This is a genomic window from Prevotella melaninogenica (assembly GCF_018127925.1).
Taxonomy (GTDB): Bacteria; Bacteroidota; Bacteroidia; order Bacteroidales; family Bacteroidaceae; genus Prevotella; species Prevotella melaninogenica_C.
On the sequence record NZ_CP072348.1, the window covers coordinates 1,373,551 to 1,388,428 of the forward strand.

The 14,878-nt window shown below is 40.2% G+C and carries 9 protein-coding genes; 5 read left to right on the top strand and 4 right to left on the bottom strand.

The window, feature by feature from the left end; genetic code table 11:
- Nucleotides 1–72 precede the first annotated feature (72 nt).
- From tsf to ispF, 5 genes are all read left to right on the top strand, one after another.
- A complete protein-coding gene (gene tsf, locus J4861_RS11155) occupies nucleotides 73–1,071 on the top strand; it encodes a translation elongation factor Ts (RefSeq protein WP_211816888.1) in 999 nt (332 codons plus the stop codon).
- A gap of 137 nt (nucleotides 1,072–1,208) precedes the next feature.
- Nucleotides 1,209–1,826, top strand: coding sequence for a fumarylacetoacetate hydrolase family protein (locus J4861_RS11160; RefSeq protein ID WP_211816889.1), 618 nt, complete (start codon nucleotides 1,209–1,211; stop codon nucleotides 1,824–1,826).
- Between the two features lie 135 nt (nucleotides 1,827–1,961).
- On the top strand, nucleotides 1,962–5,561 hold the full coding sequence (porU, locus tag J4861_RS11165; protein ID WP_211816890.1) for a type IX secretion system sortase PorU: 3,600 nt from the start codon (nucleotides 1,962–1,964) through the stop codon (nucleotides 5,559–5,561).
- 60 nt (nucleotides 5,562–5,621) lie between these two features.
- Nucleotides 5,622–6,788, top strand: a complete 1,167-nt coding sequence (gene porV / locus J4861_RS11170) for a type IX secretion system outer membrane channel protein PorV (protein WP_004358793.1) — start codon at nucleotides 5,622–5,624, stop codon at nucleotides 6,786–6,788.
- Nucleotides 6,789–6,978: 190 nt separating this feature from the next.
- Entirely contained in the window at nucleotides 6,979–7,482 is a 504-nt protein-coding gene (gene ispF, locus J4861_RS11175) for a 2-C-methyl-D-erythritol 2,4-cyclodiphosphate synthase (RefSeq protein ID WP_211816891.1), read from the top strand.
- Between the two features lie 650 nt (nucleotides 7,483–8,132).
- Here the strand turns inward: ispF and J4861_RS11180 are convergent.
- The 4 genes from J4861_RS11180 to J4861_RS11195 form a co-directional block, all read right to left on the bottom strand.
- The gene (locus J4861_RS11180; RefSeq protein WP_211816892.1) at nucleotides 8,133–9,287 is read right to left on the bottom strand and encodes a TlpA disulfide reductase family protein; all 1,155 of its coding nucleotides are present in this window, start codon (nucleotides 9,285–9,287) and stop codon (nucleotides 8,133–8,135) included.
- 543 nt (nucleotides 9,288–9,830) lie between these two features.
- On the bottom strand, nucleotides 9,831–11,861 hold the full coding sequence (locus tag J4861_RS11185) for a glycoside hydrolase family 16 protein (protein ID WP_211816893.1): 2,031 nt from the start codon (nucleotides 11,859–11,861) through the stop codon (nucleotides 9,831–9,833).
- A 387-nt stretch (nucleotides 11,862–12,248) separates the two neighbouring features.
- Nucleotides 12,249–12,761: an LOG family protein gene (locus tag J4861_RS11190; RefSeq protein WP_204867581.1), complete on the bottom strand. Its 513-nt coding sequence runs from the start codon at nucleotides 12,759–12,761 to the stop codon at nucleotides 12,249–12,251.
- 973 nt (nucleotides 12,762–13,734) lie between these two features.
- Entirely contained in the window at nucleotides 13,735–14,868 is a 1,134-nt protein-coding gene (locus tag J4861_RS11195) for an acyltransferase family protein (protein ID WP_211816894.1), read from the bottom strand.
- Between the last annotated feature and the right edge of the window lie 10 nt (nucleotides 14,869–14,878).

The following is a 14,878-nucleotide window of genomic DNA, read 5'->3' on the forward strand; positions in this document are numbered from 1 at the left end:
ATAATACTTGAAGTTTATTATCCCTCATCAACGCCCACAATATTTAATAATATTAGAAAGGAAAACAAAAAAATGGCTGTATCTATTGAAGATATCAAGAAGCTCCGCGCTATGACTGGCGCAGGTCTGGCTGACGTAAAGAAGGCACTCACAGAGGCTGAAGGCGATTATGAAAAGGCAAAGGAATTGATTCGTGAGCGTGGTTTGGCTATCGCTGCTAAGCGTTCTGACCGTGAGACATCAAACGGTTGTGTACTCGTTAAGCAGGTAGACGGCTTTGCTGCTATGGTTGCTATCAAGTGTGAGACAGACTTCGTTGCTAACGGTCAGGACTTCATCGCCCTCGTTCAGGAGATTCTGGACGCTGCTGTTGCTAACAAGTGTAAGAGTCTTGATGAAATTAAGGCACTTAAGCTCGCTAATGGCGAGGATGCTGCTACTGCTGTTCAGCACCGTTCAGGTGTTACTGGTGAGAAGATGGAGCTCGACGGCTACAACTTCCTTGAGGGTGAGAACATCTCTGTTTATGACCACATGAACAAGCACACTCTCGCAACTATCGTTCAGCTCAATGAGAACAATGAGGATGCTGGTCACAAGGTAGCTATGCAGGTTGCAGCTATGAAGCCTGTAGCTCTTGACGAGGCATCTATTCCACAGTCTGTTAAGGACGAGGAGTCCAAGGTTGCTGTTGAGAAGACTAAGGAAGAGCAGATTGAGAAGGCTGTTGTTGCTGCTATCAAGAAGGCAGGTATCAACGCTAACCTCGTTGACAGTGAAGACCATATCGAGTCTAACATCAAGAAGGGTTGGTTGACACGTGAGGAGGCTGACAAGGCTATCGAGATTCGCAACACTGTTGCTGCTGAGAAGGCTGCAAACCTCAACGAGGATATGATTCAGAACATCGCTAAGGGTCGTCTGAACAAGTTCTTCAAGGAGAACTGTCTCGTTGATCAAGAGTTCCAGTTTGGTGATGGTGACAAGCAGAGCGTTAACGAGTGGCTTAAGGCTCAGAGCAAGGATCTTAAGATTGTTGCTTACAAGCGCTTCACTCTCTCTGCAGAGTAATCACAGAGCTTCATTAGAAGAAAGATATGGGAGTTGCAGGATAGCCATTAGGCTCCTGCAACTCTCTTTTATTAGAAGTTTGGGCTTATTAGGCTAATGGGACTAATAAGGCTAATAATTTCCTAAAACTACCAACAATGAAAATCTTTGCAGTCGGCATGAATTATGCCGAACATAATAAATCGCTAAACGAAACGTTATCTAAAAAGGAAGGACCAATAATCTTCACTAAGGCAGATTCTGCCCTACTGAAAGATAAAAAGCCTTTCTTCATTCCCGATGATTTGGGAACGATTGAATATGAAACGGAACTCGTGGTACGCATCTGCCGATTGGGAAAGACGATCTCTGAGCGTTTCGCCCATAGATACTACGATGCTGTGACAGTTGGTATTGACTTCACAGCGCGCGAATTACAACAAAAGCTAAGAGCACAAGGACTACCATGGGACCTCTGTAAAGGATTTGATGGTTCGGCAGCTTTAGGCGAATGGGTATCAAAGGATAAATTCCTTGATATACAACGACTCCGCTTCCACCTTGATATCAACGGACAGACGGTTCAGGAAGGATGTACAACTGATATGCTATACAAAGTAGATGAAATCATCAGTTACATTAGTCGCTACTTCACCCTCAAGACTGGCGACATCATCTATACAGGCTGTCCATCAGGTTGTGGACCTGTACATATCAATGACCATCTGGAAGGATTCATTGAAGAGAGAAAGGTTCTCGACTTTAATTGCAAATAAGCTAAGGAGAGTAAACGAAAGATTTCTAAACGTTTATGACATAGATATCTATACTCTCCAATTAAGGAACTCAAATAATCAACCATACAGAGGGAATAACTGACAAAAAGACTAAAGGAGGAATACATCAATAAAATGACGAAAGGAATCAATAAGCTGTTAATGAAACGTTCAGCAATACTCTGCTTCATACTTCTGTTGGGTTGTATAAAACTATCAGCTCAACAGCAAAGATTTTTCAATCTAACTGTTCAAGATGTGACAATAGACTCGCTATTGCCACATTTCCACTATGCTATTCCTGTTGGGGAACAGTATGCTGATTCTACCTACGATTTGGAGATACGCTACCCAGAGTTCATTGATATGAGCAAGGCTGACATTGAACGTTATAATACACTGACAAGTATTGTCCCACCAACATTACCAGAGATACATCAGCAGATGACAGTGGAACGCAAGTGTGGTGTATTAGAGATATCTCTAACACCAATCGTTCAGCGCAATGGAAAGAAGCAGTTCCTCGTCAGTTTCATGATAGCCCTTACGTCTCGTCCTAAGAAGACAACGACAAAAAAGAATAAAGGTATTGAAACCCGTGCAGGAGCTGTATCAGCATCTGCTGCTGCAAATCGATATGCAGAACATTCCGTTCTTGCCAGCGGAAAGTGGGCAAAAATACGTGTTCCTGCTAATGGTGTCTATCAGTTAACCAATGATCTAATCCGTCGTGCGGGCTTCTCTAACATTGACAAAGTCAAAATCTATGGCTATGGTGGAAACTTGCAGAAGGAGGTTCTTACAGCCGATGACATCACTTCATTTGATGATTTAAAAGAGGTGCCAACCTATAATAGTAATGGTAGACGACTCTTCTATGCTCGCGGTCCTGTTAGTTGGGAAAGCAACACATCGATAAAGAGAATCCGCAACCCTTATTCTAACTATGGTTATTACTTCCTGACAGAAGACAACAACAGTGCTCCTGAAACTGTTTCAGATAGCACAACCTTCCTCAATAGCTTCTATCCATCAACTGATGACTATCACAGTCTGCATGAAGTGGATAATTTCAGTTGGTATCATGGAGGACGAAACCTCTTTGAAGAAACTCCATTAAAACTGAACGAAGGTAAAGTATTCACCTTGACAAACAAAGCACGTGCTACAAGTGCAAAACTAACGGTAGCCGTAACAACAGGTACCTATGCTTCGATTGTTAAGGTAGAAGCAAATGGTCAGCGTCTTGGCGACATTAGAATCACACCTCAAGAATCTTTCGATAAAGGCTATGAAGAGGTTAGAACTTATACGCTCAACACCCTCCATGCTGTTGACAGCATCAAACTGACGACTATATCAGGTGGTCCAGCACGCCTTGACTACCTCATTATGACCTACCCAACCTCTGCTCCAGCACCTTCTTTGAAGGCATCTTTCCCTGCTCCTGAATATGTTTACAACATAACCAACCAAGACCATCATGCTGACGAACCAGTCAACATGGTGATTATCATCCCTACAAGTCAGAAGTTATTAGCCCAGGCAGAACGCTTAGCCGACTTCCATCGTACACACGATAATATTTCTGTACGTATTGTTCCAGCAGACGAACTCTATAATGAATTCTCCAGTGGGACACCTGATGCAATGGCTTACCGCCGTTATATGAAGATGCTTTACGACCGTGCTACCAGTAACAATCTTCCACAGTCGCTCCTACTCTTTGGCGACTGCGTATGGGATAACCGTATGGTGACCAGTGCTTGTCGTAACCTTAATCCTGATGACTATCTTCTTGCCTACGAGAGTGAAAACTCATTCAGCGAGACCGACTGCTATGTCAATGATGGTTGGTTTACGTTGATGGATGATGGAGAAGGTGGAGACTTGTTAAGACGTGACAAAGAAGACCTTGGAGTTGGGCGCTTTCCTGTGACAGAGATATCAGATGCAAAGGTATTAGTTGATAAGACAATCGGCTATGCTGAGAACAAGAATGGCGGAAGTTGGGAGAATGTTATCATGTTCATGGGTGATGATGGAAACAATAATCTCCACATGCACGATGTCAATGAGACCGTAGAAACCATTATGTCGACCTATCCTGACTATCAAGTAAAGAAGGTGATGTGGGATGCTTACACTCGTGTATCGTCAGCAACCGGTAACACCTACCCTGAGGTAAGTGCTCTTATCAAGCAGCAACAGGCACAAGGTGCACTTATCATGGACTATGCTGGTCACGGAAAGGAAGACCAAATCTCTCATGAAGCAGTACTCCGCCTCAACGACTTTGCCAACTTTACCAACACTAATCTACCGCTTTGGATTACTGCCAGTTGTGATATCATGCCATATGACGGTACTATTCCAACTATCGGTGAAGCAGCCATGTTAAACAAGAAGGGTGGCTCTGTTGCTTTCTGGGGTACCACTCGTACGGTATATGCTTACTATAACAAGGCAATCAATACCGCCTTCCTTAAGCATGTGCTTAGCTTTACAAATGGTAAACCAACCACCTTGGGCGAAGCACAGCGTTTGGCTAAATGTGAGTTGATTAATTCTAACAGCGACCTCACACCAAATAAACTGCAATATGCTTTATTAGGCGACCCAGCACTCGCATTGAACCTCCCTACATTAGAGGTAAAAGTGGAGGCTATCAATGGACAAACGCCAAGTACAACAGGTTCTGTTGTACTCAAAGGTGGCTCCGTTGTAACCGTCAAAGGTTACATAGCAAAGAATGGTAGTAAGCAAGGTGACTTCAAGGGACTACTCACTGCTACCGTACGTGACACAAAAGAACTTATTACATGTAAGAAGCAAGAAGACACGTCCGCAAGTGCGTTCCAATATTACGATCGACAGAAAGTGCTCTACAATGGTACAGACAGTATCAAGAATGGTGAGTTTACATTCACCTTCGCCGTACCACGTGACATCAACTATGCAGCAGGAACAGGCTTGATGAATCTATCTGCCATTAACGACAGCCACACCCTCATGGCACAAGGACATGAAGAGGGCTTCACGATTGATGGTTCAGAGATTGTATACAACGACTCTATTGGTCCATCAATCTATGCTTATCTCAATTCTTCTTCATTTGTCAATGGTGGTGAGGTCAATAGTACTCCTTACTTCTTTGCACAGATAACGGATAAAGATGGTATCAACGCTTCTGGTAATGGTATCGGACATAACATGCAGCTGACCATCGACGGCAAGTTGACGCAGACCTATATTCTGAATGATAACTTCCGATATGACTTCGGTAGCTATACATCAGGAACAACAGGCTTTAGTCTGCCAGAGCTTTCTGAGGGACCACACACTCTGCAGTTCCGTGCGTGGGACATACAGAACAACCCTTCAACCGTTACATTACAGTTCAAGGTTGTAAAAGGACTGGCACCAGAAATCTATAGTGTCAATGCCTCTAAGAATCCTGCCACGACAGAGACGACATTCATTGTTACGCACAACTATATTGGTTCAGATGTCGATGTTGACATAGAAGTATTCGATATGAGCGGCCGCCTCCTATGGCACCGCAGTGAGACTGGTGTTGCATCGGGCAATGCCATTACAGCCAACTGGGACCTTACCGTTGAGAATGGGGCAAAACTCCAAACAGGTGTTTACCTCTATCGAGTACGCCTCAGTAGCAATGGTGCTACAAAGGTGTCGAAAGCTAAGAAACTAATTATATTAGACAATAAATAACAGAAGAAGAACGTTTCAATCCATATAGAAACAATTAACAAGCAATCCAATTCAAATAGAATGATTAATAAGCTTCGTATAGCCATCCTCTCACTGACGGTATTTGCCTCATCTACCGTTTTCGCTCAGGATAAGAAAGACATTTTTAATCCAGTCAACACATCTGTTACCTCACAGACTATTGCTCCTGATGCACGTGCTGCAGGTATGGGTGATGTTGGTGCTGCTACCGACCCAGATGTGAATTCACAGTATTGGAACCCAGCAAAATATCCTTTTAATATTTCTCGTGCTGGTGTTTCCCTAAACTACACTCCTTGGCTTCGCCAGTTGGTGAGTGATATCGACTTGGCTTATCTTGCTGGTTACTATCGTATCGGTGATTACAGTGCAGTCTCAGCTTCTATGCGCTACTTCTCTTTGGGTGAAGTACAGATGACTGACGGATCTAACATGACCATTAACCCTTATGAGATGTCAATGGACGTAGCCTACTCTCTGATGTTGAGTGAGCATTTCTCATTAGGTGCAGCTGTACGTTGGATATACTCAGACCTTACCTATAATTATACAGATGATACCGCACCAGGTTCTGCCTTTGCAGCCGACTTGTCTTGCTATTATCAGAACTATATCAATATCGGTGAGCGTGAGTGCCAGTTGGGTTTAGGTATGAATATCTCTAACATTGGTTCAAAGATTACCTTCGGTGGTGATAATCGCTCTGAATTCATCCCAACCAACCTTCGTTTAGGTGCTTCTTTGATGATTCCTATCGATGAATTCAACCGTTTTACAATTGCTGCTGACGCGAATAAGTTGTTAGTTCCTACCTATCCAAAGCGCAAAGCTGATGAAACACAAGTAGACTATGATAACCGTCTTCAGAAGGAATACTATGACGTATCTTCTATCTCTGGTATCTTCAAGAGTTTCGGTGATGCACCTAATGGTGCTTCTGAAGAGTTACAGGAGATTCAGTGGAGCTTAGGTGCAGAATATACTTATAATGATAAGTTCTCACTCCGTGCTGGTTACCACCACGAAAGCGAGAACAAAGGTAACCGCAAGTACTTCACTGTCGGTGCAGGCTTCAAGATGAATGTCTTCTCACTGGATGCCGGATATGTTATTGCAACAGCTAAGAACAACCCACTTGATCAGACCCTCCGTTTCTCTTTATCATTTGACATGGATGGTATAAAAGATTTGTTTAAGAGGAGGTAAAGACCTCCCCCAGCCCCTCCAAAGGAGGGGAGAACCTTATGGGAAACTATTAGAACAGACTTAGTTATCCGCTTCTTATCTTATTCATTAATTATTTAGCATTAACTCTCAACTAACCTTCTGCTTATCTTTTAGTAAAGATATTCCCCTCATTTGCAGGGTATTAAGAAGGTTCTCCTTATATAAGAATATGACCAATTCTACCCTATCCATCCCATCTTTCCGTGTCGGAATGGGATACGACGTACACAAACTCGTTGAAGGACGCGACCTATATTTAGGTGGTATCAAAATTGAGCATACCCTCGGACTCCTTGGACATAGTGATGCTGACGTACTCATTCATGCTATCTGCGATGCCCTACTCGGTGCTGCTAATATGCGTGATATCGGTTATCATTTCCCCGACACCTCTGCTGATACGCTCGATATGGACTCAAAGGTCATTCTTCGCAAGACCATTGACCTCTTAGCAACAAAGGGTTATCGAGTAGGAAACATCGATGCTACGGTATGTGCCGAGCGTCCAAAGATAAACCCACATATCCCTGCTATGTGCAAATGTCTGTCTAATATCATCGGTTGTGACATCGATGCCATATCTATCAAGGCTACCACTTCCGAACGCATGGGCTTCGTTGGCCGTGAAGATGGTATGGCTGCATACGCAGTTTGTATGATCGTGAAGGCATGAGATAATTGAAGCATAGTATTTTAGCATTATCCTCATCCTATAGGAAAAGACATAAACACCTAATCATACTATCATCTCTCATTGATAATAAAGACTAAAGGCTGAAATCCTTCATTGGGTTTCAGCCTTTTTTTTAAAAAACCCAAATCAATCAAGATAGAGCTTTTTACTTCTAATTATAACGGCTTTTTTTTATTATAACACCCTTTTCTATTATGATGCGGGTGCCCAGCACATATGGTGCGGATGGTAAACACCAATGGTGCGAACGCCTCGCACCAGACGAAACGTTAATATGATAGAGGCAATTCATACTTAGATCTAAGAGCATTATATACACAAGTTCGGAATAAGAAAAAGCTTGTAAAAGTGTAGAGACAACCATTGACCAAGCGTACTGGGGATACTAACAGCTTTAGAGGTTTGTGTATGACGTGTAAAAACATGAAATAAAAGTTGCTGTCACTCCTGTCACTCCAATAACTCTTGCATATGATTACTTAACAAGAGGTTACGAGAAGTGTTAAAAGTGACAGCAAACTAAATAAAAAAGAAATTAGGTTATTGAGATAGAGATTCTATATCAATAACCTAATTTCTTTATGCCAAAGTATTCTCAGCTTAGCTCATAGAAGATTCATGTCTGATTCTTATAACAAACGCTCAATCTCCTGCTCAAGATTCTTAATCTGTGATGGGTTCTTCACAATATTGTTACCACGATCAATGAGATAAATGATAGGAAAGGCTTGTGCAGGAGCTGTATAAGCTTGACTGATACCAGTGTCATCATAGACATTAATCCATGGCAGATTAGCCACCTGCTCTTTCCAGAAATGAGCATTATCGTCTAATGAAACCATATAGATTTCTAAGCCACGGTCATGGTACTTATTGTAAAGTTCGCGCAGTTGCATAATGTATTCTGTAGAACCCTTTGCTGCAAAGACATGGAAGTCGAGCAGAACAACCTTACCTTTCAAATCAGTAAGATGGCGTTCTACACCACGGTTGTCACGTAATGGAAGGTCGACAACACCTAATTCCTTAGCTTCTATCTCCACTGGCTTATTCTGTGCCTTCACAATGCGTTCATCCTTCATACCCTTAATCGTGATGTTATGGAGATTTTGCGTACGCTCTGAACCGGGGTAATAAGTATCCCAACTGGTTGCAACAGCACCAAACACCTTATTGTCAGCTACGTCTCTTGATGGGTCAAATATCAAATGTGCTTGATTACCTATTACAATATACTGGAACAAAGCAAAATAGCTATAGGCACGCATTGGCTCCTTGAAAATATAGTTGCGTGATACATCCTGTTTATAGTCGTTCATCAATACTGTGATAATTGAATCAGCAAGGTCAGGACGTTCTGCAAGAATAGACTGGCAACGTGCTTGTAAGTCAATTTGCTTCAGTGCCAATTCCTTGATTTTCTCATTCTCATAGGAACCCTTCACACTATAATCGGTAGCCATCTGCGGATAAGTAGCCTTAACATTGACTGTCTCTGTAGAATCAATACCAATATTGATAATCTGTCCAGCAATGCGAAGTCGATAGAACTCTGGATTATCCACCTTATCACCAGAGAACGAAAAATCGCCCTTTTCATCGAGTTTAACAGAGTCAACAGTAGAAAATCCATTGAGTCCGTTATGCTCAAAATAGAGCAAAGAGTCCTTGGCATTTGCAATAGAACCTGTCACATGGAACTTTTCTCCCGTACAACTCGCCAGTGCAGCGAGTCCAACAATCGCAAAGCCTGCCGCCAAAATGTTTCCGATTTTATGCTTCATTGTTTAATAGATATTACGTTTTTATCTTATCTTCCTTGCAAAGGTAACGTAAAATGATAAAACTGCAAAGCAAATATCGTCAAATATTATCAAATTCACTATACTTAAACAAAACTCCCTCCAGCCACTAAAAAGAGATAACATTGATTACTTATAGCCATATCTTAAACCCAAATCTACTTTTTAAAGAAACACTGAGATATATGTGCATAGAGGGCTTAACATACTATTATTTCTTCTCTTTTGATAAAAATTTGTCGATTTCATCGAGATTAATCAAATAAGAGTAACACTTATGAACCAAGTCCTTTATAAATAATTGGATACAAAAAGGACTTGTATCAACTAATAACATTGATACAAGCCCATTATATTTTTGTATTCATCTACCCTCTTTCACGATATTATCAACATTTGGAAATTACAATGTAACAGCCTATTTGATGTATAATATCAGGGTTTCAGAATACTTTTCTAACGTAGCAAGATAATCCATAGCTCCATGTTATAGATACCTTGCTCGTAGTTTTGTTATCTACTAATTTATTTTACCAGAACCTTCTTACCATTAATAATGTAGATTCCTGGATTTAATTTCCCTTTATCGTTCGCATCTCTTATCTTCATTCCATTGATAGAATAGACAGTACCATCATTTTGATTCGCGGAGTCTATCTTGTCTATAGCAATACTTGTAACAGTGTTATTTGAAGTATGACTCGTACCTATAATGTTAACACTACGCAAGTAGTATCCCTGTCCAGTTACCACCAAGCCATTCTGTTTTAACTCTTCGATAACCTTAGGCTCGAGGTCAAGACTATAGGTCTTTTCATCTTTTCCACTATCCAAGTTGATAATACTACCATACTGTACGCTAAATGAGAACTTAGGTCTTTTTGAATCAGTAGAATTCTTTTTATTCTGGCGTAAGAAAATATTTCCTCCAGGATTAACATCTCTCACCACGAACTCAGGTTTCTGACCTTCCGCTAAATTTGCAAACAACTCTGCAGGGATAATTGTTTCGCCCCACTGGATTTCTTTGAAGCCATTCCAAATAGCATCCTTCTTGTCTGAATGACAAACGGTGTATAAACGGATGTTCTCACCTTGCAGTACACAGCCTTCACTCTTTAGTAACTTACTAAGTGCTTCTGTCACAACGAAAGTTACCTGTGCGTCATTCTTAGCAAGCTCTGGCTTAAGCGTTGTGATAGCTTTTCCACTTTTATTAAAGATATCAAGACTTGCTTTTTGATTAGGGTCGCAGACCTCAAGGTCCATTACTAACTGATCACCAGGCTTTATGTTAGTAAACTTCTCTTTTGCAAGGTTAAGACTTATCTTCTGATTCTGTCTATATTCTGGTAAGTTTCCAATCCATAGTAATTCATTTGCTCGTTTAAAAACGCGCAACCAGTCAATTTCTGTAACGAACTCCTTAGGGACCTTATTAATATCACCTCCATACTTCGGGTTTAATTCTGGGTAGAGAGTACCACCAAATCCTGTATATGGATACATACTTGGTAGTATTTCTGTATTAGCTTCCCACGCCTTACCACCTACTTGTCCTGTGATAGCAACGTCCCAAACACGGTCCTCTCCATACTTTGAAAGGTTTTGTGCTAAGAGTGCATTATAACGATATGGATACTTCGAATTGTTTGATTTATATCGATTATCCTTTGTACGGAAAACGGATTTAACTCTTCCATCTAAGAGGAAAGTTACAGCTAAGTGCATTGGATCACCTGGCTCTGGGTCAATCTGTGCACCATAGACATGGAAGTCTTTTCCTGGATCGAAGTCAATTTCCCTTACACGATCTCCATAGTCATTATGGTTATAAGTATTATTGGGGTATCCGTTTTTCCAACCGGCATTGTAGTCCATGCCATGGGTAGTTTGATGCAGATAAAAGCCTTTCTCTTTCATTGCATCTTTTCTGTCTTCATTAACAAAGAACTCTTGTAAATCTATCTCAAATGTACTTGCTCCATTACAGTGACGAAGCCATAGTGCCATGCAAGTTCCGAACTCATATGGAATCTTAGCCTTCACCTCTATACGTGAGTAAAGAGGGTAGTAAGTTCCATGTTCTAAACCTTTACCACTCTCCAAGTCCGCTCCGTTAGCATTACGACTGGAGAGTGCACCAGACCACCAACCGTATTTACCAAAGTCATGTTTAGGCTTAAAAGGTGGTTGCACCTTTACGCTGTAATCGGTCCCAGCTGGGTCTTTTTTAGCGTCAGGACGACGTCCTGTTAAAAGAGGTTCACGTGAAGCAGTAATATATGCCACACCATTCTTTACCTTAACCATATCGGCACGATAATACTGAACACCTCCCTGCCCTTCTGTATTACCGTAATCATCAAACTTGTAATTATACTTTGGATCACCATAGACGCCCCATTTAGATTCGTCAATCTTGTTTCCATTAAACTCATCGCCACCATAGTAATTCCAACCAGCCATGGACGGTACGGCGTTCTGTGTTACTTGTGCAGATAGGTTAGAGAAGCCTAAACACAATGCACAAAGTATTAGTCCTGTTGTTTTCATGTTGATTTTGTTTAAAAGTAGCCTTATGCCACTCATGTTATTTAATTAGATAAAGGTAGCTTGATATTAAACAGGGATACTAAAACATCTTGTAAAGCTATCCTGTTATAATGCTTGAATCTGATCATTAGCTAACCTTCGGCTGCAAAATTACACTATTCACCGCATATTTACATGCTTTGTGGCTCAGATAGAGTGCAAAATAACAGTAAGGTGTTGTAAACGTATTCATTTTTTGTTGAAGAATATAATATGAACACGCCTATTGTTTATTTATGTTTCGTTTTTATCTCAATGCGTCTCAACGAAATAATCCTTTGAAAAATAGTCACGTTTTAAAGACAAATCTCTAAATTTGCTTCATGAATTGCAAACTTAGAGATCGGGTTAAAAGTCGTCTATATTCTTAATCTCTATATAATCGTGGAGTCTACCACGCATCATACCTTTTTCTTGTTGGTCATTTAGCAGGGCTATAAGACTATCCCAAAAACCCTTCACGTTGACTAAGGTAACCTTCTTATGATGATAACCAATAGAAGCAGAGGCTGCAACAGTGAAAATTTCATCAATTGTTCCGATACCACCTGGTAAAGCATAGAACTCATCAGAGCGTTCCATGATGATGGCCTTGCGATCAGTAAGATCCTCACAAGGAATCTCTACATCTACATAGTCGCTAACTCTACGTCCTTCCTCTAAGATACGAGGGATAACTCCGATAGTACGTCCACCAGCTTCATGTACAGCTTTACCAATACACTCCATCAATCCACTGTTAGCTCCACCATAAACGAGCGTATGCCCGTTCTCTCCGATCCATCGTCCCAACTCTTCCGCAGCACGGAAGTAGTCGGGAGCAATGTTATTATTTGCAGAACAAAATACTGCTATATTCATTTTATTCCTATTTTTTATTTGTGTACAAAGATACAAAAAATAATTGAGTACATTACATCTTATAGTTCTTCGATGCATTTTCTCATTATTATGAAAGAATCTTCTGTAATGTGCGAAGTACTTTTAAGCAGGTATATGCTGCTTAGATACATTTGGTGTGAAAGCTTCATATAATTGAAAGGAAAATGAGGTAAGGTTAAAGAAAATAGTAAGGGAAGAATTAAATAAGTATTGGTTGTTGAAGAATAGCTTTTATTTTGCATTCATTACTGTCACGTTCTCATTATATATAAACTCTTAGTAATCAATAAGTTAATTTAAATATACAAAGTGTCAGCAACTATAATTAAAACAAAATTAGGGCTTTTGAAAGATCTATTTATAGGCTCTTCCGTTAAATGCGTAGATGCTTTTCGTACTGCTTTAACGGAAGGACCGAAGTTATTCATTAAACAATACCATAACTAAGACTGTCAACTATCTATCCTATTATTAGCCTCTTTCATTGAAAACCTTTACACTTTAAGGCTTCGAATATCTACATACAAGGGTTTGAAATATCATTACATATTTTCAAATAAGACATCTATAAATAACGGTAAAAACACAGATAAGGAGTATATTTGTAACCACATGAAAGTCAATTAGTTATAAAATAGCAAAGTAAACGGTGCTTTATTGGATTTCAAAAGGGCGTTAGTAAGCGTCTTAAAGGGCATCTTTTGCAAGCCAATTAGGCGTCTTTTAGAAGCCAAAAGAGCATGTATTGGTTTTGAGTTGCATAAAAATAGTTTACAAATATCAATTGGTAAGAGAATCTGCTGTTTGTAGAAGACAAAAAGACATAATAATGGATAGACATTTTTTTTTTTGCCTTTTCTACATTATATCTTGTAGTTTATTCCTTTTATATACCTAATGGGATATATCTATCCATTTAACGGAAGAGCCTATTTATAACCTTTTCTGAGGTTTATTGTCGTCCTCCTGTTAAGAAGTAGAGTGAGATAGGAGATATACGTCTAAGTAATATGAAAGATAGAAGGCAAACAGTTGTGAGGATAACAGGGGAAAGGAAATAAACAATCAGTACACTTGTAGCTCCAGTGATAGGTAACCATTCCAATTTGAGAGACCACAAAATAATACCTTGAGGAAGTGTGTGTGCTGCATAGATAAAGAACGATGAATCCGTTAATATATTAGGAATCAATTTAGGGGTAAGCCCTTGTTGCTGTCTACGCTCAATGCTGTATGTGGTCAGAGAGATTATAGTAACGATTAAGGCAGCATACATGAGGTTAGCAAGTTGTGCCCAGTAGAAGAGACAGGCACCGATGATTCCATATATTCCGTAGGGCTTAAACAGCTTTGTTACATCCCATTTTAGAATGGTAAAGGTTGCTCCAAGACTAAAAAATAATAGCCCCTGCGCCCATCCTTCCCATTGATTAGGAAAATAATGAATAGCGTATAGAAATATTATAAGCACATATAATGCTAATCTTTTGTGCCATCGAGAAAGGAAATGGATGGTTGTATAAATGAACGGAGAGACAAGTGACAATACCATAAGGTTGCGAATGAACCATAAAGGAATGTCTATTGGGGTAGTAAGACCACCTTTCTGTCCAATCAGACTTGTGTCCCAGAAAATTAAAAGATAATCTTTAATGGTGAAATTAGATAGCGGCTTATCAATAATAGCAGTCCATCCTGGGCGTAAAGAACTACCAATGGCGATGATTAGGAGGAACAATAAGTTCCATAATATATAAGGTATGAGCAACGATTGCAGCCTATGACGGATCTTATTGATATATACCTTACGTGTAAACTGTTTACAATGAAAGAACAACAAGCCGCTAATGAAAAAGAAAAACGGGTTCGCTAATGGAGCAAGCGAACCCGATATAAAGTCGATGAATGTTCCTAATGACAGGGTGATATTACCTATTGGGAGCGAAAAAGATGCTTTTAAAGCATTGTCCCAAGCAAATGATACACCTTTGAAGTTAGAATGAACGAACAATACTAATACGATTAGTGGAAATCGTAAAGCAGTAATAACCTGTGACAGTGTGCTATCTTTGTTCGTTCTAATCATCTTAGACCCT

What these genes read in the sequence shown, in the direction of transcription:
- J4861_RS11180 (WP_211816892.1), bottom strand. Translation starts at nt 9,287, where the DNA reads ATGAAGCATAAAATCGGAAACATTTTGGCGGCAGGCTTTGCGATTGTT.
- tsf (WP_211816888.1), top strand. Translation starts at nt 73, where the DNA reads ATGGCTGTATCTATTGAAGATATCAAGAAGCTCCGCGCTATGACTGGC.
- J4861_RS11195 (WP_211816894.1), bottom strand. Translation starts at nt 14,868, where the DNA reads ATGATTAGAACGAACAAAGATAGCACACTGTCACAGGTTATTACTGCT.
- porU (WP_211816890.1), top strand. Translation starts at nt 1,962, where the DNA reads ATGACGAAAGGAATCAATAAGCTGTTAATGAAACGTTCAGCAATACTC.
- ispF (WP_211816891.1), top strand. Translation starts at nt 6,979, where the DNA reads ATGACCAATTCTACCCTATCCATCCCATCTTTCCGTGTCGGAATGGGA.
- porV (WP_004358793.1), top strand. Translation starts at nt 5,622, where the DNA reads ATGATTAATAAGCTTCGTATAGCCATCCTCTCACTGACGGTATTTGCC.
- J4861_RS11185 (WP_211816893.1), bottom strand. Translation starts at nt 11,861, where the DNA reads ATGAAAACAACAGGACTAATACTTTGTGCATTGTGTTTAGGCTTCTCT.
- J4861_RS11190 (WP_204867581.1), bottom strand. Translation starts at nt 12,761, where the DNA reads ATGAATATAGCAGTATTTTGTTCTGCAAATAATAACATTGCTCCCGAC.
- J4861_RS11160 (WP_211816889.1), top strand. Translation starts at nt 1,209, where the DNA reads ATGAAAATCTTTGCAGTCGGCATGAATTATGCCGAACATAATAAATCG.